Below are 21,491 nucleotides of genomic sequence, written 5' to 3' on the forward strand. Positions count from 1 at the left end.
GGCCGGTGGGCCGTGGAGAAACTCTGCCACAGGGGGTCTGGACGGAATTAAACTTGCACCGCTAGTTTATGGGCCATGGACCTGCATCTGTCCGCCGAACAGGCAGCGGTCCGCCAGCTCGCCGCCGACTTCGTCGACCGCGAGGTCGTCCCGCACGCGGCGGCCTGGGACCGGCGGGAGCGCGTCGACCCCGCGATCGTCGGCAAGCTCGCCGACCTCGGCTTCCTCGGCCTGACCATCCCCGAGTCCGACGGCGGCTCCGGCGGCGACCACCTCTCCTACTGCCTGGTGCTGGAGGAACTCGGCCGGGGCGACTCCGCGGTCCGCGGCATCGTCTCGGTCTCACTCGGCCTGGTCGCGAAGTCCCTCGCCGCGTACGGGTCCGCCGACCAGCGCGCGCGGTGGTTGCCCCGGCTGTGCTCCGGCACCGCCCTGGGCTGCTTCGCACTGACCGAGCCGGACAGCGGCTCCGACGCCGCCGCGCTGACCACCCGCGCTGTCAGAGACGGCGACGACTGGCTGCTCACCGGCACCAAGACCTTCATCACCAACGGCACCACCGCCGACGTCGCACTGGTCTTCGCCCGCACCGGCGGCCCGGGACACCGCGGCATCAGCGCGTTCCTGGTGCCCACCGACAGCCCCGGCCTCACCCGCCGCGAGATCCACGGCAAGCTGGGACTGCGCGGGCAGGCCACCGGGGAACTGCGCTTCGACGACGTCCGCGTACCCGCCTCCGCGCTCGTCGGCGAGACCGGCGGCGGCTTCCGGCTGGCCCTCGCCACCCTGGCCAAGGGCCGGATGTCGGTCGCCGCCGGCTGCGTCGGCATCGCCCAGGGCTGCCTGGACGCCGCGGTCGGCTACGCCGGTCAGCGCACCCAGTTCGGCAAGCCGATCGCCGGCCACCAGCTGGTGCAGCAGTTGCTCGCCGCCATCGCGGTGGACACCGCCGCCGCGCGTCTGCTGGTGTGGCAGGTGGCCGACCGCATCGACCGGGGCGAACCGTTCGCCACCGAGGCGTCGATGGCCAAGCTCTTCGCCAGCGAGGCCGCCGTCCGCGCGGCGAACAACGCGGTCCAGGTCTTCGGCGGGTACGGCTACATCGACGAGTACCCGGTCGGCAAGTACCTGCGCGACGCCCGCGTCGCCACCCTCTACGAGGGCACCAGCCAGATCCAGCAACTCCTCATCGGACGCGCGCTCACCGGCGTCAACGCCTTCTGACCCTGGAGGAACACATGGACTTCGCGTTGTCCGACGAGCAGCGGGCCATCCGCGACACGGCCCGTGACTTCATCGCCCGGGAGGTCATGCCGCTGGAGCAGGAGCTGCTGCGGCGGGAACGGGCGCACCGGCCCGGCCTGGAACGCGGCGAGCTGCGGGACCTCCAGCTCAAGGCGCGCACGTTCGGCTTCTGGGGCCTCGCCACGCCGGAGGAGTACGGCGGCATGGACCTGCCGGCGATCACCCAGTCGCTGATCTGGACCGAGATCGGCCGGTCGTACGTGCCGTTCCGGTTCGGCGGGGAGGCCGACAACATCCTGTTCAAGGCCAACGAGGAGCAGAAGCGGGAGTTCCTGCTGCCGACGATCGAGGGCGAGCGGCTGAGCTGCTTCGCGATCACCGAGCCCGGCGCCGGGTCGGACGCGGCCAACATCAAGCTCAGCGCCCGCCGTGACGGCGGCGACTGGGTCCTCAACGGAGAGAAGACCTTCATCACCGGCGGGCACGACGCCGACTTCGCCATCGTCATCGCGGTGACCGACCCCGAGAAGGGCGCCCGCCGGGGTGGCGCCACCGCGTTCCTGGTGGACCGGGCGATGGGCTGGCGGTCGGAGTTCATCCAGACGATGGGGGAGGGCGGGCCGGCCGCGCTCGTCTTCGACAACGTGCGGGTGCCCGAGCGCAACATCCTCGGCGAGATCGGGCAGGGCTTCACCCTCGGCATGGAGTGGATCGGCAAGGGCCGCTACACCATCCCCTCGCACGCCATCGGCATCGCCGAGCGGGCGCTGCGGATGGCGATCGACCAGGCCAACACCCGCGAGACGTTCGGCCGACCGATCGGCGAGAACCAGGCGATCCAGTGGATGATCGCCGACTCGGAGACCGAGCTGGAGGCGGCCCGCTGGCTCGTGCTGCGGGCGGCGTGGACGGTGGACCAGGCCATGGATCCCCGGCACGCCTCCTCGATGTGCAAGCTCTACGCCGCCGGCATGGTCAACCGGGTGGTCGACCGGGTGCTCCAGATCCACGGCGGCATGGGCTACACCCGCGAGCTGCCCATCGAGCGCTGGTACCGGCAGGTCCGCCTCTACCGGATCTTCGAGGGCACCGACGAGATGCAACGGCTGATCCTCTCCCGCGACCTGCTGCGCGGCTACACGAAGATCGGAGGACACCTGGCGTGAAGACCTTTCTCTCCATCGACGACCTGGCCGCCTCGGTCGGCGAGACCGTCGGTCCGGGGCCCTGGCTGCGGGTCGACCAGTCCCGGGTCGACCTGTTCGCCGACGCCACCGACGACCACCAGTGGATCCACGTCGACCCCGAGCGGGCCGCGATGGGCCCGTTCGGCGGCACCGTCGCGCACGGTTACCTGACCCTGTCGCTGCTGCCGTCACTGGTCGGCGGGCTGTACCGGGTCGAGGGAGTCGGCATGGGCGTCAACTACGGCCTCAACCGGGTGCGGTTCCCGGCCCCGGTCCGGGTGGGCGGCGCCGTGCGGGCCACCGCGACGATCGGCGAGGTGTCCCCGGTGGACGGCGGCGTCCAGGTGGTCACGGCGGTGAGCGTGGAGAGCGACGCGGGCGGCAAGCCGGTCTGCGTGGCGGAGGCGGTCAGCCGCCTCTACCGGGGTGCCGCCCGCTGACCGACAACGTCGTCCCGATGCCGGCGGTGCCACCCCGCCGGGGGTGCAGGATGGGTACGTGGACAGCGAGCCGGTCGACGTGGCGCCCGAGCAGGCGTTCGGGTGGGCGGTCCTGCGCCAGCGCTGGGAGGCGCTCACCTTCCTGCACTGGGCGGTCGCGCCGGAGGTCGTCGCGCCGCTGCTGCCCGCCGGCACCCGTCCGGACACCCTCGACGGGGTCACCCACGTCGGCCTGATCGGCTTCCGCATGGTCGGGTTGGGCCTTGGACGGGGGCCGGCGGTGCCGTACCTCGGCAGCTTCTGGGAGACCAACGTCCGGCTGTACTCGGTCGACGGCACGGGCCGGCGCGCGGTGGTGTTCCGGTCGCTGGACGCGTCCCGGCTGATCCCGGTGCTGGTCGCCCGGGCGACGCTGGGGCTGCCGTACCGGTGGTCGGCGATGGGCGTGGACCGCGACGGTGACCGGTACACCTACCGGTGCCGGCGCCGCTGGCCGGGGCCGAGGGGTGCGACGAGCCGGATGGTGGTCCGGGTGGGTGCGCCGATCGCCGAGCCGACCCCGCTGGAGCACTTCGTCACCGCCCGCTGGGGGCTGCACACCCGGGCGTACGGGCGCACGCTGCACCTGCCGAACTGGCATCCCCGCTGGCCCCTGCACCGGGCCGAGCTGCTGCACCTGGACGACGACCTGATCACCGCGGCCGGCCTGCCGGCGCCGGTCGGACCACCGGCCAGCGTGCTCTTCTCACCCGGGGTCCCGGTCCGGTTCGGTCCACCGGTCCCGCTGCGCCGGCCCGTCTCCGCTACCGCCGCCGCCCCTCGGCGTCGAGGAGGTCGTTGAGCGCGACCGCGGTGGTGATGAGGGAGAGGTGGCTGAACGCCTGGGGGAAGTTGCCGATCTGCTCGCCGGTGAGGGCGATCTCCTCGGCGTACAGGCGAAGGTGGCTGCTGAAGGTGAACATCTTCTCGAACGTCAGGCGGGCGTCCTCCAGCCGTCCGGAGCAGGCGAGGGCGGCGACGTACCAGAAGGTGCACATGTTGAAGGTGCCCTCGTCTCCGGGAAGCCCGTCGGGCGCGGCGGAGGGCTTGTACCGGTGCACGAGGCTGTCCGAGACCAGGTCCTGGTCGATGGCGCGCAGGGTGGACTGCCACATCGGGTCGGTGGGGGTCACGAAGCCGACCGACGGCATGATGAGCAGCGAGGCGTCGAGGACGTCGGTCTCGTAGCTCTGCACGAAGGTGCGGCGGCCCCGGTGGTAACCCCGCTGCATGATCTGGTTGTAGATGGCGTCGCGGTGCCGGATCCACTGGGTGAGGTCGCCGGGCCGGCCGTGGCGGTTGGACAGGCGGATGGCCCGGTCCAACGCCACCCACGACATCAGCCGCCCGTACGTGTAGTCGCGCGGGTGGCTGCGGCTCTCCCAGATGCCCGCGTCCGGCTGGTCCCAGTTCTCGCAGACCCAGTCGACCATCCGTACGGTGCTGCGCCACACCTGGTGCGACGCGCGGATGCCCTGTTCGTCCGCGAGGTGCATCGCGTCCAGGGCCTCGCCGTGGATGTCGAGCTGGAGCTGGTCGGCCGCGCCGTTGCCGATCCGCACCGGCCCCGATCCGCGGTACCCCTCGAAGTGGTCGAGGACCTCCTCCTCCAGGTCCGACGATCCGTCGACCCGGTACATGATCTTCAGCGGTACGGCGTTGTCGCCGGCCTCGCGGATGCGCTCGTCGAGCCAGTTCATGTACCGGCTCACCTCGTCGGTGAAGCCGAGCCCGAGCAGCGCGCGCACCGAGAAGGAGGTGTCCCGGATCCACGTGTAGCGGTAGTCCCAGTTGCGGGTGCCCCCGATCTCCTCGGGCAGCGCGGCGGTCGGTGCGGCGATCATCGCGCCGGTGGGCGCGTACGTCATGAGCTTCAGCGTGATCGCGGACCGCTCCACCATCTCCCGCCAGCGCCCCGTGTACCGCGAACGGTCGAGCCAGTGCCGCCAGTAGTCACGGGTCTGCTCGAACATCACCTCGATCTCGTCGACCGGGATGACGCGCGGCCCGCGCGCGGCGGCCGACTCCAGCACGGCCCCGCCGGTGTCACCCTCGTGCAGCGTGACGAATCCGACAACGTCCCCGGCGTCGTCGCCGCTCTCCCGTTCCCGCAGCAGTCGCCGGACCTTGCCGACCGGGTTCAGCGTCAGTTCCAGCGAGGGGTTGCGGAAGACGTACCCCTCGTACCGGACCTCCAGGTCGTGGCGCTGGCGGCCGTAGTCGAACCGGGGGCGGCACTCCACCTTGAAGCGCATGCTGCCCCGGATCATCCGCACCATCCGCACCAGCCGGTGCCGGTTGGTCGCCCGTTCGCCGGTGACCGGCATGAAGTCGGTGATCTCCGCGACGCCGTCGGTGCTGATGAACCGGGTGATCAGGATGGGCGTGTCAGGCAGGTAGAGCTGCTTGCTCACGTAGCGCACACCGTCCGGGGCGATACCGAAGTAGCCGCCGCGCTCGGAGTCCAGCAGAGCGCCGAAGACGCTGGGCGAGTCGAAGCGCGGCAGGCAGAACCAGTCGACGGTGCCGTTCCGGGTGACCAGCGCGGCGGTCTGGAGGTCACCGATGAGGCCGTGGTCCTCGATGGGTGCGTACCCCCGCATGCCGGCCTCCCCGTTCACCCACGACCCTCAGACCGCACCGTAAACGCGGCGAGCGGTCGCCGGGGCGCGGACGCCCACACAACACCCACCCGGGTACGAGGACCGACTTCTGTCACTAGCGGACAGAAGTAGCGTCCATCCGACCGGAAAGTATCGACGTGAGTCACAAAAGGCGGCTAGGCTGCCCCTCGTCGTACATCGACAGGAGGTGATCCGGGTGTCGCGTCGCACCGGCAAGCCGTCGTACCTGCTCAACGCCCCGGCCGGTCGCGGACCCGGCCGGTCGCGCCGGGTCGTCGTCGCCGTCGCGGTCGGGCTCGCGGTGGCCCTGCTCGGCGGGGTGAGCGGCTGGAGCCTCGCGCGACCGGACGGCACCGAGGCCGCGATCGCCGACCTCCGTGCGGCCGAGGCGCGCCGGGACGCCCAGCAGATCACCGACCTCACCGCGACGGCCCGCCGCGCCCGCGACGAACTCGCCCCGATCCTCACCGCCATCGACGCCGGAGCGGCGGACGCCGCGACCGTCCGCGAGTGGCAGCAGGCCGCGCGCCGCGCGGCCGAGCCGTTCGCCAACCCGCCGTCGGGCACCACCGCGACCAACGTCGCCCGGGGCGGGTTGCGCAGCGCCGTGGACCAGGCGGTCCTCGCCGTCGACACCTACGCGGTCGCCGTCGGCGCCCCGGCGCCCCAGCGCGCGGCGCTGACCGACCTGGCGAAACGCCAGGCCGAGGGCGCCGCGGCCGTCTGGGCGGTCGCGGCCACGCAACTCGACCAGATCAACATCGATGCCGGGTACGGCCACCAGCACGTCTTCCTCGGCACCGACGCGGACGGTGGACACGGTGCGGACGGGGCGGCCGAGGGCAGCGGCGGCTGACGCCGGGGTGCGCCCCCTTCAGTTCGGGCGGTGCCGCCGATCCTGCGAGCGCTCGTGTCGCCGCAGCGCCCGCTCGTGGGCGCAGTCGAGGAGGCGGTTCACCTCGTCACGGCTGCCGGTGGCCGGGTTGAGCACGCACGCCCAGCCGTACCCGCCGTACACCGGGTGGGGGATGACCCGGTCGAGGGCCGTGAAGTCGACCGACGCGCGGTGGCCGGCGAACTCGGCCGGCGGGTGGCCGAAGAGGCGCGCGAACTCCGCGCGCCCGAGCTCGATGCTCAACCGGAAGACGCCGGGCCGGTCGAGCCGGGATTCCTCGTCGGAGCCCGCGTAGTCGTGCTCGATGATCGTGGCGAACGGTCGGCGGCGGTCCGGGCCGACGTAGAAGAAGCGGTCGCCCCAGGTCGACGGGGGAGCCCCCGACGTTTCGTCCGCCCGCAGCACCTCGACCTGCGGGAGGGCGAGGATGTGCGCGGCGATGTCGTCGGCGTCTGACGAGGGTGCGGGTGAAGAAGCCATGACCTTAACCGTATCGTTGAACGAGCTTTTGATACTTTGATCGCGTGCCAGCTCGGATAGGACCTCTGAACCCTCAAGCCGCGCGACACACGTACCGACCGGTGGACCTCGCCCGCGAGCACGGCCTCTCCACCCAGGCGGTCCGCAACTACGAGCACGACGGCGTCCTCCCCGCCGCCCGGCGCACCCCCAGCGGTTACCGCGTCTACACCGAGGCGCACGCCGTCGCCCTGCGCGCCTACCTCGCCCTCGTACCCGCGCACGGGTACGCCGCGAGCGCCGACATCATGCGCGCCGCCATCCGGGGCGACGTCGACGGCGCCCTGCGCGCCATTGACCACAGCCACGCGCAGTTGCTGCGCGACCGGGAGGTGCTCGACGCGGTCGCGGCGACGGTCGAGGCGCTGACCACCGCACCGGTGGCGGCCCGGCCCGACCGGCCGCTGCCCGTCGGTGCCCTGGCCCACCGGCTCGGCGTGACACCGGCGACGCTGCGCAAATGGGAACGGGCCGGCGTCCTGGTTCCGCCCCGCGACCCGGCCAGCCGGCAGCGCCTGTACCGCCCCGACGACGTCCGAGACGCCGACCTGGCCCACCTCCTGCGCCGGGGCGGCTACCGGCTGGACCACATCGCGACCGTCCTGCGGCAGGTACGCGCCGCCGAGGGCGCGACACCCCTGGCCGCGTCGTTGGACGCGTGGCGGCAACGGCTGACCGCCCGGGGGCACGCCATGCTGGTGGCCGCCGGCCGCCTCGCCGACTACCTCGACCTGTCGCGCCCGGGCTCCTGATCCCTACACTGCCGCCGTGGTCAAAGGGCTGCTGCTCGACTTCTACGGCACGGTGGTCGAGGACGACGACGCCGTCGTCGCCGACATCGCCGGGCAGGTCGCCCGGGGAGCGTCCACCCCGACCCGCGCCCCCGAGGTGGTCGAGGCGTGGCAGCGCAAGTACGCACTCATCGCCGAGGGGCCACCGTTCCGGCCCCTGCGGGCCAGTGCCCTGGCCAGTCTGGCAGCGGTGCTGGCGGAGGTCGGTTGCGGCGGCGACCCGGCCGCGCTGTGCGCGGCGCAGTTCGCGTACTGGCGGTCCCCGCCGCTGCGTCCCGGCAGCCGCGCGTTCCTCGCCTCGGTCCCGGTCCCGGTCTGCGTGGTCTCCGACGCCGACCGGGACGACCTGGACGCGGCGATGGCCCGGCACGGGCTGGCCTTCGACGCCGTCGTGTGCAGCGAGGACGTGGGCGCGTACAAGCCGGACCGGGCGATGTTCGACGCGGCGCTCGACGCGCTGGGGCTGGCGCCGCACGAGGTGGTGCACGTCGGTGACTCCCTCCGGTCGGACGTCGCCGGTGCGCACGCGGCGGGCATCCGCGCCGGCTGGGTCAACCGATTCGGGCGACCGGACACCGACGGCGCCCTCGCGGCGTTCGTGCTCACCGACCTGTCCGGCCTGGGACCCCACCTCGAACAGGGGTGAGCCGTCCGTCCCGACGGTCGCTCACGTCGACCGCGCATCGGAGACTGGCCGCTGCGAGCCGGGGCTGGGGCTGAGGCGGCCGACCGGCGCGGACGTGAATGCTCAGCGCGCCGGGCACCGGTCGCCTTCCATGACGATCTCGACGTCGATTCTTGTTTCGTACGTGGCGTCGGCGGGGGGCCGGGGAAGTTCGGCCACGGCGATCTCGAAATGCATTGGCTGCTGCGCGTCCGGACGACGCACCCATACATACAGCCGGTCAGTGGACTCGGCAGCCGACAACACATACCGGCGCTGACCCTCGCTCATCGACACCCATCCGGACTGAGGAAGCTCTGGAGCGCTGTTCGTGTTGACCTCGATCGGATGTCCGCACCTGTTGGCGGCACCGACGTTGAGCGCGCGTTGGCAACCGGTGAGCGCAAGAAGCACGGCGGTGCCGGCGAGGAGCAGAGAGATTCTCTTCACCCGTAACGACTCCTCCATGGCTTCTCACGGTCTGGCGGGGGGGCCGGCCGCCCTGCGCCTCGTCCTGCTGGACGTATCGGATGCAGCGAGGTACAGCATCGCAGGCGACCTCAGGAAGTCGACGTCCCGACCTGTCGGGCTTGGAGGCGAATATTGGCTGGCCGTTGCCGGCCGTTGCGCCTACCGTGAACGGGCAAGGTCGTTCCGACCCACCGAGGAGTTCCCCGTGAAGCAGTACGCGTACGCCGAAACCCCGCGGCTTCTGCCGCGCGGCGGTGTCGTGCTGCCATCGGCCGGGCGAGTCCTCGGTCGATGTGCCAGCCGGCGCAACTGGAAGTCGGGGTGGCGGCGCAGATAGCGTCAGCGCACAAAGCGCGAAGCCGCCCACCCTTTCAGGGATCGGGCGGCTTCTTCGTCTGAGGGGCGTAGCTCAACTGGTGGAGCAGCGGCCTCCAAAGCCGACGGATGCAGGTTCGAATCCTGTCGCCCCTGCCCGTCGCTCCGACTGCGGTCGGTGGCGTCGGATCTTCTCAATTCCACAGCGGATGGCATGCGCCCGGATCGACACCGGGCGCTGGCAGCAGTACCACCAGGCCCGACTGGCCCAATTGGCAGAGGCGTCCCGTTCAGGGCGGGAAGGGTCGCGGTTCGAATCCGCGGTCGGGTACGTACCTAGCACCACATGCCCCCGTAGCTCAGCGGACAGAGCGCTTGACTACGAATCAAGAGGTCGGACGTTCGATTCGTCCCGGGGGCGCTGTCGGGACATGGCGCAGCCAGGTAGCGCGCTACATCGGGGGTGTAGAAGTCGTCGGTTCAAATCCGGCTGTCCCGACTTCCACGGGTAGTGGCGCAGTTTGGCAGCGCGCTCCGTTCGGGGCGGAGAGGCCGCAGGTTCGAATCCTGCCTACCCGACTCCAGGCGAGTTCGCGCTGCGGCAATGCCCGCCCGTCAGGCGGGGTGCCGTGACTGACCGGGTGTCCGAGTGGTGAGGAAGCCGCCTGCAAAGCGGTGTACGCCGGTTCGAATCCGGTCCTGGTCTCGAAGGTCATCCACTGTGGTGCCGCGCCGGCCCCCCGGCACCGCACCCATCGCGAGAGAGTCGGTCAGGCGTCTCATCGGGCTGCCCACTCCCAGTTCGGACCCTCGTGGACGGCGGCGTACACGTCATCACGCAGGCGGTTGGCCTGCTCGGCGGTGAGGGTCCCGCCGAGGGGCCGCACCACCAGTCGCAGGACGACGTTCACCTGGTCCGGACGCAGGCCCAGCCTGGCACGGGCCGCACGCGGTAGGTGCGCGTAGGGTGTGCTGCTCAGGATCGACATCGACTCCAGGTCGTCGGCCGCGGCGCCGAGTGCGGTACGCACCGCACCGCCGAGCAGTTCGGCGTCCGCGGGGCCGGTCACGACGATGGACAGGTCCCAACGGACAGGGGGGTACGCCGACACCGGCTCCCAGCGGGACAGGTCCACCATCTGCGCGGCGACGCGGGGATCGGCGGAGCGCAGCAGGCGGATGTCGTCAACTCCCTTTCGGAGCATGACCGCACGATCCAGTCCCATGCCCAGCGCGAGGCCGCCCCAGCGTTCCGGGTCCAGACCGGCGCGGGCGAGGACGTGGGGTGCCGCGAGGCCGCACTCGGCCAGTTCGACCCAACCGGTCGCGGTCTCGACGTCGAGTTGCCACCCGTACTCGGTGTAGGGGTGCTTCGCCGTGACCGCTCGCCAGCGCGCTCCCGGCAGGACCGCCTCGACGACCAGCACCGCCATCTCCACGAGGTTCGTGTCCTGCATGCGCGCGGTGGTGATCCGCCACAGGTCCACCTGGTGCGGCGTGCCGACGTGCAGGCGGTCGATGCTGTCCCGGCGGTGGCACAACCCCGGCAGGGCGAGCAGCACGTCGGCTGACGGCTCGTACCGGTGATCGGTGGCCAGCCGGCGCAGAGCGGGAGGGACCCCGGCGGTGGTGTGGCTGCGCAGCATCACGGTTTCGGCCGCGTAGCGGCTGTACCGGGCGTCTCGGGTGATGTCGCCCGAGGCGTAGCCGAGACGGTCGTAGTTGTCCTCGACGGCAACGAGCGGTCGTCGTCGTTGCACATCGACAGCGCACTCCCAGGTCCGGGCCAGGGTCTCGACGACCTCGTCGAGCAGGATCTGCATGGTGTGTGGGCCCTGGCCGGGGTCGGACAGGTCACGTAGTTGCAGGGCGGCGCACAGCTCATCGGCGGTGAGCAGGGTGGTCACGGTCGGTTCCTCTCGTCGGCGGGGTGTGGGCATGAACCCCCGGCCGACGGCGCGTGACGGGCTACCGGCAGACCTCGAAGCCCGCACGGCCGTTCAGCGGCCGGGGGCGGACGAACGGGATCGAGGAGCGCGGCATGGGTCGAGGTTAGCGCCGCAGCAGGAACGCCACCAGCACTTATCGACGGGGGTTGACGCAGCCGGAATCGGCAGGCGGGGCGGGTACAGCCATGCCGGCTGACCCTGGTGATGAGTTGTCGCGCCCGCACCCGTCACACCTACGACGGGACACGACGAGACGGAAGGATGACGTGATGAGTGCGGACACGCGGCGGGAGGAGCGGGGCGTGAGCGGTCTGGGCGAGGTCGACGAGCCGGCGTTCTCGGGGCTGGCCGAGCGGCACCGGCGGGAGCTGCACGTGCACTGCTACCGGATGCTCGGGTCGTTCGAGGACGCCGAGGACACCGTGCAGGAGACGTTCCTGCGCGCCTGGCGGCGGCGGGAGACCTTCGAGGGGCGGTCGACGTTCCGGGCCTGGCTGTACCGGATCGCCACCAACGCCTGCCTGGACCTGCTCGCCAAGTGCCGCCCGGAGCCGGCGACCGGCGGCGAGGTGCGGTGGCTGCAGCCCTACCCGGACCGGCTGCTCGACGAGCTGCCCGCGGGTGACGCGGACGAGCCGGAGACCCTCGCCGTCGCGCGGGAGACGATCGAGCTGGCGTACCTGGTCGCGGTCCAGCACCTTGCCCCGCGCCCACGGGCCGTGCTGATCCTGCGGGACGTGCTCGGCTGGCCGGCGAAGGACGTCGCGGAGCTCCTCGGCGACTCCGTCAACTCGGTGAACAGCGCGCTGCAGCGGGCCCGCGCCGGCATGCGGGAGCACCTGCCCGCCGAGCGGCAGGACTGGACCGGCGGCGAGGCGGACGCAGAGACGCGCAACCTCATACTTCGCTTCACCGACGCGTGCGTGGCCACCGACATCCCAGCGCTGACCTCGATGCTGCGGGACGACGTCCGGTGCTCGATGCCGCCCACGCCCGGCCTGTACGTCGGCCGTGACACGGTGGTGAGCAACTGGGTCGACGAGGGCTTCGAGGGCATGACGGGTCTGCGCGGCGTCCCCACCTCCGTGAACCGGCAGCCCGCCGTCGCGTTCTACCACTGGCGGAAGCGGGAGGACGCGTACCTGCCGCTGACGATCGACGTCCTGCGCGTCACCGGCGGGAAGATCACCGAGATCGTCACCTTCCACGACGACCGGTTCCCGCGGCTCGGGCTGCCGGAGCGCCTGCCGGCGGACGGCACGGAGTAGTGCCGGTGTGGACGCTCGCGCTGCACGGCGGCGCGCGCGTCGCGGTGGTCGCGGCGCAGTGGCGCGACGCGTTCGGCGTCGTCACCCGTGGGCGGGTGCAGCTGGAGCTGCGCGACGGCGAGCCCGGGCCGGTCCTCGAACGCGACGCGGGGTTCTGGCTCCGCGGCACCGGCGTCCGTGCCCTGCGGAACCCCGGCCGTCGCACGGCGAGGGTACGCATCGTCACCCCCGCTGGGTTACGGAATGACGGAGGAACGACATGAACAGCATGGATGACACCGGGGTCGTCGCAGGCCCGGCATCGGGCCGGGCCAGCCACACCCACCGACTCCGCCGGGTCGCCGGCACCGGCTTCCTGGCCGCGCTCGCAGCGATCGTGGCCACCACCCTCGCCGCCGCGCTCGCCCGCGCCGTTGGCGTCGACTTCGAGGTGGACGGTGGCGAGACGATCCCGCTGGCCGGGTTCGCCGTGGTGACCGGCTTCTTCTCGGTCGTGGGCATCGTCATCGCCGTCGCTCTTCTCCGGTGGAGCGCCCGCCCCGCCGAGCGATTCGTGTGGACGGCGGTGTCGCTGACCGCGATCTCGATGGTTCCGCCCCTCCTCTCCGGGGCGAACACCGCCACCACCATCGCCCTCCTCGGGCTACACCTCGTCCCGGCGACCGTGATGATCCCCACCCTGGCGCGGAGCCTCCGCGTCCGGACCGGCTGACGATCCCGCAAGGGGACAACGGGCGGCGCAGGGGGCGTGCGACCCGAATGGATCCCGGCCGGCGCGTCCGGCCGCCGTACGTTCGAGAGAATTTCCGGAAGCGGACCGGGAGCTACCGGGCCACCCGTCCGGACCGTCCGGCCGTCACGAGCGGGACGAGCCGGCCGGCGGTGCGGCCGAGCTGTCCCGGACCACCAGCTCGGTGGAGAGTTCCACCCGGGGGGAGTCGATGCCCTCGCCCTGGGCCAGCCGCAGGACGGTCCGCGCCGCCAGGCGGCCCATCTCGACCAGCGGCTGCCGCACGGTGGTCAGGGGCGGCGAGGCCCACCGCGCCTCGGGCAGGTCGTCGAAGCCGACCACGCTGACGTCGTCCGGGACCCGCAGGCCCCGCCGGCGGATCGCCTCGTAGACGCCGAACGCCATCTGGTCGCTGGCCGCGAAGATGCCCGTCGGCGGGTCGTCGAGGTCGAGCAGCGCGGTCCCGGCGGCGAAGCCGGAGGCGTGGTAGAAGTCGCCGGGGTGGATCAGCCGGTCGTCCACCGCTACGCCGGCGGCCTCCAGTCCCGCCCGGTAGCCGTCGAGGCGGGCCCGGCTGCACAGCAGGTGGGTCGGCCCGGCGACGAAGCCGATCCGCCGGTGCCCGAGCGAGAGCAGGTGTTCGGTCGCGGCGAGCCCGCCGGCCCAGTTGGTGGCGCCGATCGTGGGCACGTCGGTGGAGGGCACCCCGGCCGGGTCGACCACCACCACGGGCACGTTGAGCCGGCGCAGCTGGGCGAAGAGCGGGGGGCTGACGTCGGAGGTCACGAAGATGACCCCGTCGGTCGCCCGCGCCCGCAGGTTCTGCAGCCACTGCCGCGCGGCGGTGGGCTGCCGGTGTATCGCGGAGACCACGGTGCCCACGCCGGCGCCGTGCCCGACGTCCTCCACCCCGCGGATGATCTCCACGGCCCAGGGGCTGTCCAGATCGTTGAAGACCAGGTCGACCAGGCCGGCCGCCTGCACCGTCCGGCTGGCGGGCCGCCGGTAGCCGTGGTGACGCAGCAGCTCCTCGACCCGCTCGCGGGTCCCGGGGGCCACGTCCGAACGTCCGTTGAGCACCCGCGACACGGTCGGCACGGAGACTCCCGCCTCCCGTGCGATGGCGGTGATGGTCACCCTGCGTCCGTCTTCGGCGTCCACCCGCGTCTCCTTCACCTGTTCGGGGCGGGCCGGACGTCGGTGCCCGGGGGCGCACCCCGGACCGGCGTGCCGTCCCACGGGTCATCTTGCCCCACCGGTGGGGGTTGACGACATGGCAGGTCGGTTCTAGCGTTCCCACGAGTTACGGAAATGTTCCGGAAGTTTATCGGACGCCTTTCGGTCGTTCCGATGTGCCGTTCCGATGTGCCGTTCCGATCGCCGTCGCGACGGCGTCCCCCACCACCCCCACCACGAAAGGGCTCGATGATGACAGTACGCACACGGCTGGCCCGGGCCGTCGCGGTCGGCGCCGCGCTCGCCCTGGCACTGCCGCTGGCGGCCTGCGGCGGCGACGACCCCGCCGCCGGCAGCGACGAGATCCACATCCTGGTCTACGGCGACGCCACCAACCGGGTGGAGAAGCAGCTGGTCGACACGTTCAACAAGACGTCCAAGGTCAAGGCCGTGCTGGACACCATCCCCGGCGCGGACTACCAGGCCAAGCTGCAGACCATCATCAACACCAACCAGGCGCCCGACGTCTTCTTCAACTGGGGCGGCGGCAGCATCACGCCGTTCGTCAAGGCGGACCTCCTCATGCCGCTCGACGACATGATCGCCAAGGACCCGGGGCTGAAGGCGAACTTCCTTCCGTCGGTGTTCGACACGGCGGTGGTGGACGGCAAGGCGTACGGGGTGCCGATGCGGGGCACCCAGCCGGTGCTGCTGTTCCACAACAAGAAGGTCCTCGCCGACGCCGGGATCACCCCGCCGCAAACCTGGGACGACCTGCTGGCGGCGGTCAACACGCTGAAGAGCAGGAAGATCACCCCGATCGCCCTCGGCGGCGGCGACCAGTGGCCCACCCAGATGTGGTACCAGTACCTCTACGACCGGGTCGCCGGGCCGGAGCTGTTCGCCAAGGCGCTCGGCGGCGACAAGGGCGTCTGGGAGAGCGCGGAGAGCCGCCGCGCGCTGGAGCTGTTCCGCCAGCTCACCGACGCCGGCGCCTTCGGCACCAACTTCGACTCGGTGAAGTTCACCGACGGCGGGTCGCCCACGCTGCTGTCCAGCGGCAAGGCCGGCTTCGAGCTGATGGGCTCGTGGAACTACTCCACCCACAACGACGCCAACCCCGACTTCGCCGCCAAGGACCTCGGCTGGAGCGCCTTCCCCAGCATTCCGGGTGGCCTGGGCGACCCGGGCAACGTCGCCGGCAACACCAACAACTTCTACTCGGTGCTGAAGAAGACCAAGCACCCGGAAGCGGTGGCCGAGTTCCTCAAGCTCCAGTACTCCGACGAGTTCGTCCAGGCGCAACTGGCCATCGGCAACCTGCCGACCACCACCAACACCGAGAAGTTCCTCGACACCGCCGCCAACCCGGCCTACCTGAAGTTCCAGTTCGACCTGGTCAAGCAGGCACCGTCGTTCCAGCTCTCCTGGGACCAGGCGTACCCGCCGGCCGCGACCAAGACCATCCACACCGCGGTACAGCAGTACACCAACGGTCGGATGGACGCGGACGGATTCATCAAGGCCATGCAGTCCCTCCAGGCCGGCTGACGGAAGAGCGCATGGCCACCACCACCGTTGCTCCCCGCCTCGTGGCGGAGGCGCGCCGGTCCGGACGAAACCCGGGCGGCCACACCCACGGCCGCCCGGGCTTCGCCTGGGCCCTGCCCGCCACCCTCTTCTTCGGCTTCTTCGCGATCGTTCCGCTGCTGCTCGTCGTGGTCCTGTCCCTCATGAGTTGGAGCGGGCTCGGACCGGCGGAGTTCGTCGGCCTGGAAAACTGGCGCCGGCTGGCGGCCGACCCGGTGATGATCCAGAGCCTCTGGCTGAGCGTGCTGCTCACCGCGCTCGGCGTCCTGGTGCAGACACCGCTGAGTCTGGTCATCGGGGTCTGGGCGGCCGGGCAGCAACGCAACCGGGCGGTCCTGTCCGCCATCTTCTTCCTGCCGCTGCTGCTGTCCGCCACCGCCGTCTCGGTGCTCTGGCGGGCGCTGCTGGACCCGAACTTCGGGGTGCCGGGACAGGCCCGGTGGCTCTTCGGCGACGGCAACCTCTTCGGCAGCCGGACCGGGGCGATCGCCGTGCTGGTCTTCGTCGCCAGCTGGCAGTTCATCCCGTTCCACGCCCTGATCTACCAGGGCGCGGCGCGGGCGGTCCCGGCGGTCCTCTACCAGGCGGCCGAGGTCGACGGGGCCGGACGCTGGGGTCAGTTCCGCCACGTCACCCTGCCGCAGCTGCGCAACGCCATGATCACCTCGGTGGTGCTCATGGTGGTCGGCGGGCTGACCACCTTCGACACCGTCCTGATCCTCACCCAGGGCGGACCGGGCACCGACACCACGATCAGCGCCTACTACATGTACGAGCAGGCGTTCCAGCGCTTCGACTTCGGCGCGGGCGCGGCCATCGCGCTGCTGCTGGTGGTGGTCGCCACGATCATCTCGCTGATCGTGGTGCGGGTCTCCGGGTACGACAAGATGCGCAGCACGATGGAGGGCCTGTGACACGCCACCGTCCCAACTGGATCGCGGGTGTGGGGTCGGTGCTCTGGCTGCTGCTGGTGGGCCTGCCGATCTACGTGATGATCGCGGTCACCGTGCAGACCCGGCCCGGCTACGGCCGGAACGGGCCACTCGCCCTGCCCGACACCTTCACCCTCGACAACTACACCGGCGCCTTCACGCAGGGCTTCGGCCGGTACTTCCTCAACACCCTCGTGGTGACCGCGAGCGTCGTGGCGATCGTGCTGCTGCTCGTGCCGCCGCTGGCGTACGCGATCGTCCGCAGTCGCAGCCGGCTCACCTCGGGCGTCTTCCGCCTGTTCCTGCTCGGCCTCGCGATTCCCGCGCAGGCGGTCGTCGTGCCGATCTTCTACCTGATCAGCACGGCCGGCCTCTACGACAACCTGGTCGGCGTCATCCTGCCCACCGCCGCCTTCTCCCTGCCGGTCTGCGCGCTCATCCTCAGCGGCGTCATGCGGGACATCACCAGCGACCTGTACGAGGCCATGGCGATCGACGGCGCCTCACCCGGGCGGATGTTCTGGCAGCTGGTGCTGCCGCTGTCGCGTGGCGGCATCTCCACCATCGCGGTGTTCTCCGCCCTGCAGGCGTGGAACGGCTTCCTCTTCCCCCTCATCCTCACCCAGTCCGACTCCACCAAGGTGATCACGCTGGGCCTCTACAACTTCCAAACGCAGTACGGCATCGACATCCCGGGGCTGCTCGCCGCCGTGGTGCTGTCGATGGTGCCCGTCCTGCTCGTCTACCTGTTCGCCCGCCGGGCCCTCGTACAGGGCCTGATGGGCGTCGGAGGAAAGTGACCGGCGACGTGACCCTGGACATCGAACGAGGCACCGCGATCTGGAACGACCCGTCGTACGACCTGGCCACCCGGGTCGACGCCCTGGTCGCCGCGATGACCCTGGCGGAGAAGGTGGCGCAGCTCTACGGCGTCTGGGTCGGTGCGTCCGCCGACGGGGGCGAGGTCGCGCCGCACCAGCATGAGATGGAGGAGCCGGCCGACCTCGACGCCCTGCTGGACGTCGGGCTGGGCCAGCTGACCCGGCCGTTCGGCACCGCACCGGTCGACCCGGCGCTCGGCGCGCTGTCGCTGCTGCGGACCCAGCAGCGCATCGTCGCCGCCAACCGGTTCGGCATCCCGGCCGTGGCCCACGAGGAGTGCCTCGCCGGCTTCGCCGCGTGGGGCGCCACCGCGTACCCGGTGCCGCTGTCCTGGGGCGCCACGTTCGACCCGGCGCTCATCCGGCGGATGGCCGCCGCCATCGGGGCGGACCTGCGCCGACTGGGCGTGCACCAGGGGCTGGCGCCGGTGCTGGACGTGGTCCGCGACGCCCGCTGGGGCCGGGTGGAGGAGACCCTGGGCGAGGACCCCTACCTGGTGGGGACGGTGGCCACCGCGTACGTCCAGGGGTTGGAGTCGGCGGGCGTGGTCGCCACCCTGAAGCACTTCGTCGGCTACTCCGCCTCCCGTGCCGGGCGCAACCTCGCGCCGGTCGGGATGGGTCCGCGGGAGCGGGCCGACGTGATGCTGCCGCCGTTCGAGATGGCGATCCGCGAGGGCGACGCCCGGTCGGTGATGCACGCCTACACCGACACCGACGGGGTGCCGTCGGCGGCCGACGGGCCTCTGCTGACCGGCCTGCTCCGGGACACCTGGGGGTTCACCGGCACGGTGGTCGCCGACTACTTCGGCATCGGCTTCCTGCACACCCTGCACGGGGTGGCCGGCAGCTGGGGCGAGGCGGCCGGCGCGGCGCTCGCCGCGGGGGTGGACGTCGAGCTGCCCACGGTGAAGACCTTCGGTCCGCCGCTGCACGCGGCGCTCGCCGCCGGGCAGGTCCCGGAGGAGCTGGTCGACCGTGCGGTGCGCCGGGTGCTGCTCCAGAAGGGACAGCTCGGGCTGCTCGACGTCGGGTGGGACCCGGTGCCGCCGGCGCTGGACGGCGTCGACCTCGCCGACCCGGAGGCGGTACGCGGCACCGTCGACCTGGATCCACCGGTGAACCGGGCGCTCGCCCGCGAGGTGGCCGAGCGGGCCGTGGTCCTGCTGCGCAACGACGGCGTCCTGCCGCTGGCCCGGCCGGCGCGGATCGCCGTGGTCGGCCCGCAGGCCGGGAACCCGACCGCGGTGCTCGGCTGCTACTCGTTCCCGGTGCACGTCGGGTCCCAGCACCCGGAGACGCCGGTCGGGATCGAGCTGCCCACCCTCGTGGAGGTGCTGCGCCGCGAGTTCCCGGACAGCGAGGTGGACGTGACCGCCGGTGCGAGCGTCGACGGCCCGGACACCCGCGGGTTCGCCGCCGCGGTCGAGGCGGCCCGGGCGGCGGACGTGGTGATCGCCGCCCTCGGTGACCGGGCCGGGCTGTTCGGCCGGGGCACCAGCGGCGAGGGCTGCGACGTGGAGTCCCTGGCGCTGCCCGGTGTGCAGCAGCACCTGCTCGACGAGCTGTTGGACGTCGGCACCCCGGTGGTGGTGGTGCTGGTCGCCGGCCGGCCGTACGCGCTGGGCCGGGCGGTCGACGAGGCGGCAGCCATCGTGCAGTCCTTCTTTCCCGGCGAGGAGGGACCGGGCGCGATCGCCGGCCTGCTCAGCGGGCGGGTCGAGCCACAGGGACGGTTGCCGGTCAGCGTGCCCCGCCGCACCGGCGGGCAGCCGACCACCTACCTCGCCGCCCGGCTCGGGCAGGCCAGCGACGTGTCGAACCTCGATCCCACACCGGCGTACGGCTTCGGGCACGGGCTCGCGTACACCACGTTCGACTGGTCGGAGCTGGCGGTCGGGCGGGCGGCGGCGTCGACCGACGGTGAGCTGCGGCTGGCCTTCACGCTGCGCAACACCGGCGGCCGGTGGGGCAGCGAGGTGGTGCAGCTGTACGCACACGACCCGGTCGCCTCGGTGGTGCAGCCGGTGCAACGGCTGATCGGCTACCGGCGGGTGTCGCTGGACGCGGGCGCGTCCTGCCGCGTCGAGGTGACGGTCCCGGCCGACCTCTTCTCGTTCACCGGGCGCGACGGGACGCGGATCGTCGAGCCGGGCGAGCTGGAGCTGCGGCTGGCCGCGTCCAGCACCGACCACCGGCTGACGGCGGCGGTCACGCTGCACGGGCCGGTCCGGCCGGTCGACCACACCCGACGGATGCACCCCCGGTTCACCGTGTCGCCGACGGACGGCTGAGCGTCGCGTGTACACCGACCTGCCCGAGGAGCAGCTGCGCGCGTACCGCAGCGGGGTGCGCGAGCCGGCGGACTTCGACCGGTTCTGGGCCACGACCGTCGCCGAGGCCCGCGCCGTCGGCTCGGCGGTACGGGCCGAGCCGGTCGCGGCCGGGCTGGCCGCCGTTGACGTGCACGACGTGACGTTCCCCGGCTTCGCCGGCCAACCCGTCCGGGCCTGGCTGCGGGCGCCGCGCGGGACGGAGACGCCCCTGCCGACCGTCGTTGAGTACGCCGGCTACGGCGGTGGACGGGGGCACCCGTTGGAGAACCTGCTGTGGGCGGTCGCCGGGTTCGCGCACCTGCAGATGGACACCCGGGGGCAGGGCTCGGGGTGGAGCCGCGGTGACACCCCGGATCCCGCCGCCGCCGGACCGGAGGCGCCCGGCGTGGTGACCCGGGGGATCACCGACCCGCGCACCTACTACTACCGCCGGTTGATCGTCGACGCGGTGCGGGCGGTGGACGCCGCGCGGACCCTGCCGGTGGTGGACCCGGCCCGGGTCGCGGTGCTCGGGCACAGCCAGGGTGGTGTCCTGGCGCTGGCGGCCGGCGCGCTGGTGCCGGACCTGCGGGCCGTGGTCGCCGGTGTGCCGTTCCTCTGCGACATCCCGCGCGCCGTCGTCGTCACCGACGCCCACCCGTACCGGGAGATCCGCGACTACCTGGCGATCCACCGGGACGCGGAGGAACGGGTGCTGGCCACCCTGGCGTACGTCGACGGGGTGCACTTCGCCCGGCGGTGCCACCTGCCGGCGCGGTACTCGGTGGCGCTGATGGACGAGATCGTGCCGCCGTCGACCGTGTTCGCCGCCGTCAACGCCCACGCCGGGCCGGCGGAGCTGTCGGTTTGGCGCTACAACGGCCACGAGGCGGGCGGGATCGACGACGACGCGGCGGCACTGCGCTTCCTCGGGGAGCACCTGCACGGGCCCGGGCACGCCGGTGCCCCGCGGCGGGACGGCCCATCCGGGTGAACCGGGCGGTGTCGCCCAGTTGGTGTTGATGCCGACGAGCACCGGCTCGCCGCCCTTGCCGCCACCCGCCGCTGATCCCCGCCGTGGCCGGAGTGTCGGGGGCCGGTTGCGGTGCGGGCGGTCAGGCCGCCGCGCTGGCCTGGATGCTCGGAGTCGACGTCGGCCGCCGCTGAATCGTGGCCGGTGTGGTGGCGCGGGCGGCCTGCAACGCCCGCTGGGCGCTGTTCCACGCGGCGCACGGCCAGGGCTGGTCGGCGCAGAGGAGGATCCGGCACCCGCCGTCCCCGTCCGGTTCGTGGGTGTCCGCCACGGCGAGGGCCAGGTTCCACAGCAGGGGGTCGGTCACCTCGGCGGGACGGTCGGAATCCAGGCTGGACGGGTGGGTGTGAACCTCGGACACGGGTGTTCCCTTCTCACATTCGGCCGGTCCCTGTTCCCCGCTCCCGACGATCACCAAACATCACGG

21 protein-coding genes and 6 tRNA genes are annotated in these 21,491 nt (G+C 72.1%); 21 read left to right on the plus strand and 6 right to left on the minus strand.

Translation table 11 applies throughout. From position 1 onward, the window contains the following. Positions 1 to 75 precede the first annotated feature (75 nt). From ACIBR0_RS14225 to ACIBR0_RS14240, 4 genes are read left to right on the plus strand one after another with little or no spacing between them, the layout of a single operon-like run. Positions 76 to 1,224: an acyl-CoA dehydrogenase family protein gene (locus ACIBR0_RS14225; protein ID WP_396715579.1), complete on the plus strand. Its 1,149-nt coding sequence runs from the start codon at positions 76 to 78 to the stop codon at positions 1,222 to 1,224. 14 nt (positions 1,225 to 1,238) lie between these two features. Beyond that, positions 1,239 to 2,411 carry an acyl-CoA dehydrogenase family protein gene (locus ACIBR0_RS14230; protein ID WP_396715581.1) on the plus strand — a complete coding sequence of 391 codons (1,173 nt, stop codon included), beginning with the start codon at positions 1,239 to 1,241 and terminating at the stop codon, positions 2,409 to 2,411. Further along, complete coding sequence (locus tag ACIBR0_RS14235; RefSeq protein WP_396715583.1) at positions 2,408 to 2,872, plus strand: MaoC family dehydratase; 465 nt, start codon at positions 2,408 to 2,410, stop codon at positions 2,870 to 2,872. The genes ACIBR0_RS14230 and ACIBR0_RS14235 overlap by 4 nt, the downstream gene beginning before the upstream one ends. A gap of 58 nt (positions 2,873 to 2,930) precedes the next feature. Then, positions 2,931 to 3,713, plus strand: a complete 783-nt coding sequence (locus tag ACIBR0_RS14240; RefSeq protein ID WP_396715585.1) for a YqjF family protein — start codon at positions 2,931 to 2,933, stop codon at positions 3,711 to 3,713. Here ACIBR0_RS14240 and ACIBR0_RS14245 read toward each other — a convergent pair. Beyond that, positions 3,676 to 5,514 carry a glycoside hydrolase family 15 protein gene (locus ACIBR0_RS14245; RefSeq protein ID WP_396715587.1) on the minus strand — a complete coding sequence of 613 codons (1,839 nt, stop codon included), beginning with the start codon at positions 5,512 to 5,514 and terminating at the stop codon, positions 3,676 to 3,678. The genes ACIBR0_RS14240 and ACIBR0_RS14245 overlap by 38 nt on opposite strands. A 217-nt stretch (positions 5,515 to 5,731) precedes the next feature. Here ACIBR0_RS14245 and ACIBR0_RS14250 point away from each other — a divergent pair, with 217 nt between their 5' ends. After that, positions 5,732 to 6,391 (plus strand): hypothetical protein, encoded by a 660-nt coding sequence (locus ACIBR0_RS14250; protein WP_396715589.1) that lies wholly within the window; start codon positions 5,732 to 5,734, stop codon positions 6,389 to 6,391. An 18-nt stretch (positions 6,392 to 6,409) separates the two neighbouring features. On the opposite strand, the gene ACIBR0_RS14255 is transcribed toward ACIBR0_RS14250, so the two are convergent. Next, positions 6,410 to 6,910, minus strand: a complete 501-nt coding sequence (locus ACIBR0_RS14255; RefSeq protein WP_396715591.1) for a DUF6194 family protein — start codon at positions 6,908 to 6,910, stop codon at positions 6,410 to 6,412. Positions 6,911 to 7,011: 101 nt separating this feature from the next. Between ACIBR0_RS14255 and ACIBR0_RS14260 the strand changes: the two genes are divergently transcribed. Further along, positions 7,012 to 7,701, plus strand: a complete 690-nt coding sequence (locus ACIBR0_RS14260; protein WP_396715593.1) for a MerR family transcriptional regulator — start codon at positions 7,012 to 7,014, stop codon at positions 7,699 to 7,701. A gap of 16 nt (positions 7,702 to 7,717) precedes the next feature. Further along, on the plus strand, positions 7,718 to 8,386 hold the full coding sequence (locus ACIBR0_RS14265) for an HAD family hydrolase (RefSeq protein ID WP_396715595.1): 669 nt from the start codon (positions 7,718 to 7,720) through the stop codon (positions 8,384 to 8,386). Positions 8,387 to 8,488: 102 nt separating this feature from the next. Here ACIBR0_RS14265 and ACIBR0_RS14270 read toward each other — a convergent pair whose 3' ends face one another. Beyond that, on the minus strand, positions 8,489 to 8,854 hold the full coding sequence (locus ACIBR0_RS14270; RefSeq protein WP_396715597.1) for a hypothetical protein: 366 nt from the start codon (positions 8,852 to 8,854) through the stop codon (positions 8,489 to 8,491). A 419-nt stretch (positions 8,855 to 9,273) separates the two neighbouring features. Here ACIBR0_RS14270 and ACIBR0_RS14275 point away from each other — a divergent pair. The 6 genes from ACIBR0_RS14275 (at position 9,274) to ACIBR0_RS14300 (ending at position 9,896) form a co-directional block, all read left to right on the plus strand. Next, positions 9,274 to 9,346: transfer RNA gene (locus tag ACIBR0_RS14275), tRNA-Trp, on the plus strand. A gap of 101 nt (positions 9,347 to 9,447) precedes the next feature. After that, positions 9,448 to 9,521: transfer RNA gene (locus tag ACIBR0_RS14280), tRNA-Leu, on the plus strand. Positions 9,522 to 9,538: 17 nt separating this feature from the next. Further along, positions 9,539 to 9,611: transfer RNA gene (locus tag ACIBR0_RS14285), tRNA-Arg, on the plus strand. 4 nt (positions 9,612 to 9,615) lie between these two features. Continuing rightward, a tRNA-Pro gene (locus tag ACIBR0_RS14290) sits at positions 9,616 to 9,689 on the plus strand. Positions 9,690 to 9,695: 6 nt separating this feature from the next. Further along, positions 9,696 to 9,769, plus strand: a tRNA-Pro gene (locus ACIBR0_RS14295). Positions 9,770 to 9,825: 56 nt separating this feature from the next. After that, positions 9,826 to 9,896, plus strand: a tRNA-Cys gene (locus ACIBR0_RS14300). Between the two features lie 73 nt (positions 9,897 to 9,969). On the opposite strand, the gene ACIBR0_RS14305 is transcribed toward ACIBR0_RS14300, so the two are convergent. Beyond that, positions 9,970 to 11,097, minus strand: a complete 1,128-nt coding sequence (locus tag ACIBR0_RS14305) for a hypothetical protein (RefSeq protein ID WP_396715599.1) — start codon at positions 11,095 to 11,097, stop codon at positions 9,970 to 9,972. 308 nt (positions 11,098 to 11,405) lie between these two features. Between ACIBR0_RS14305 and ACIBR0_RS14310 the strand changes: the two genes are divergently transcribed. Genes ACIBR0_RS14310 through ACIBR0_RS14320 form a run of 3 tightly spaced genes read left to right on the plus strand, consistent with a single transcriptional unit; the run spans position 11,406 to position 13,119 of the window. Beyond that, positions 11,406 to 12,407 carry an RNA polymerase subunit sigma-70 gene (locus ACIBR0_RS14310; protein WP_396715601.1) on the plus strand — a complete coding sequence of 334 codons (1,002 nt, stop codon included), beginning with the start codon at positions 11,406 to 11,408 and terminating at the stop codon, positions 12,405 to 12,407. A gap of 5 nt (positions 12,408 to 12,412) precedes the next feature. Next, the gene (locus ACIBR0_RS14315; protein ID WP_396715603.1) at positions 12,413 to 12,670 is read left to right on the plus strand and encodes a hypothetical protein; all 258 of its coding nucleotides are present in this window, start codon (positions 12,413 to 12,415) and stop codon (positions 12,668 to 12,670) included. Then, complete coding sequence (locus ACIBR0_RS14320; protein ID WP_396715605.1) at positions 12,667 to 13,119, plus strand: DUF6069 family protein; 453 nt, start codon at positions 12,667 to 12,669, stop codon at positions 13,117 to 13,119. Before ACIBR0_RS14315 ends, ACIBR0_RS14320 begins: the two co-directional genes overlap by 4 nt. A gap of 144 nt (positions 13,120 to 13,263) precedes the next feature. Here the strand turns inward: ACIBR0_RS14320 and ACIBR0_RS14325 are convergent, their stop codons facing one another. Continuing rightward, the gene (locus tag ACIBR0_RS14325) at positions 13,264 to 14,298 is read right to left on the minus strand and encodes a LacI family DNA-binding transcriptional regulator (protein WP_396715607.1); all 1,035 of its coding nucleotides are present in this window, start codon (positions 14,296 to 14,298) and stop codon (positions 13,264 to 13,266) included. Positions 14,299 to 14,565: 267 nt separating this feature from the next. Here ACIBR0_RS14325 and ACIBR0_RS14330 point away from each other — a divergent pair, with 267 nt between their 5' ends. From ACIBR0_RS14330 to ACIBR0_RS14350, 5 genes are read left to right on the plus strand one after another with little or no spacing between them, the layout of a single operon-like run. After that, a complete protein-coding gene (locus tag ACIBR0_RS14330) occupies positions 14,566 to 15,864 on the plus strand; it encodes an ABC transporter substrate-binding protein (RefSeq protein WP_396715609.1) in 1,299 nt (432 codons plus the stop codon). Between the two features lie 11 nt (positions 15,865 to 15,875). After that, positions 15,876 to 16,817, plus strand: coding sequence for a carbohydrate ABC transporter permease (locus ACIBR0_RS14335; protein WP_396715611.1), 942 nt, complete (start codon positions 15,876 to 15,878; stop codon positions 16,815 to 16,817). Further along, entirely contained in the window at positions 16,814 to 17,635 is an 822-nt protein-coding gene (locus ACIBR0_RS14340; RefSeq protein WP_396715613.1) for a carbohydrate ABC transporter permease, read from the plus strand. The genes ACIBR0_RS14335 and ACIBR0_RS14340 overlap by 4 nt, the downstream gene beginning before the upstream one ends. Continuing rightward, positions 17,632 to 20,010: a beta-glucosidase gene (locus ACIBR0_RS14345; RefSeq protein WP_396715615.1), complete on the plus strand. Its 2,379-nt coding sequence runs from the start codon at positions 17,632 to 17,634 to the stop codon at positions 20,008 to 20,010. The genes ACIBR0_RS14340 and ACIBR0_RS14345 overlap by 4 nt, the downstream gene beginning before the upstream one ends. A 7-nt stretch (positions 20,011 to 20,017) precedes the next feature. Further along, positions 20,018 to 21,025, plus strand: a complete 1,008-nt coding sequence (locus ACIBR0_RS14350) for an acetylxylan esterase (RefSeq protein ID WP_396715617.1) — start codon at positions 20,018 to 20,020, stop codon at positions 21,023 to 21,025. 121 nt (positions 21,026 to 21,146) lie between these two features. On the opposite strand, the gene ACIBR0_RS14355 is transcribed toward ACIBR0_RS14350, so the two are convergent. Further along, positions 21,147 to 21,425 carry a hypothetical protein gene (locus ACIBR0_RS14355; RefSeq protein ID WP_396715619.1) on the minus strand — a complete coding sequence of 93 codons (279 nt, stop codon included), beginning with the start codon at positions 21,423 to 21,425 and terminating at the stop codon, positions 21,147 to 21,149. Positions 21,426 to 21,491: the final 66 nt, after the last annotated feature.

The sequence above is a fragment of the Micromonospora sp. NPDC049497 genome, assembly GCF_044465805.1.
Classification (GTDB): Bacteria; Actinomycetota; Actinomycetes; order Mycobacteriales; family Micromonosporaceae; genus Micromonospora.

Excerpts from the sequence above, each read along its gene's own strand:
- ACIBR0_RS14225 (WP_396715579.1), top strand. The coding sequence starts at position 76 with ATGGACCTGCATCTGTCCGCCGAACAGGCAGCGGTCCGCCAGCTCGCC.
- ACIBR0_RS14230 (WP_396715581.1), top strand. The coding sequence starts at position 1,239 with ATGGACTTCGCGTTGTCCGACGAGCAGCGGGCCATCCGCGACACGGCC.
- ACIBR0_RS14245 (WP_396715587.1), bottom strand. The coding sequence starts at position 5,514 with ATGCGGGGGTACGCACCCATCGAGGACCACGGCCTCATCGGTGACCTC.
- ACIBR0_RS14255 (WP_396715591.1), bottom strand. The coding sequence starts at position 6,910 with ATGGCTTCTTCACCCGCACCCTCGTCAGACGCCGACGACATCGCCGCG.
- ACIBR0_RS14320 (WP_396715605.1), top strand. The coding sequence starts at position 12,667 with ATGAACAGCATGGATGACACCGGGGTCGTCGCAGGCCCGGCATCGGGC.
- ACIBR0_RS14330 (WP_396715609.1), top strand. The coding sequence starts at position 14,566 with ATGACAGTACGCACACGGCTGGCCCGGGCCGTCGCGGTCGGCGCCGCG.
- ACIBR0_RS14335 (WP_396715611.1), top strand. The coding sequence starts at position 15,876 with ATGGCCACCACCACCGTTGCTCCCCGCCTCGTGGCGGAGGCGCGCCGG.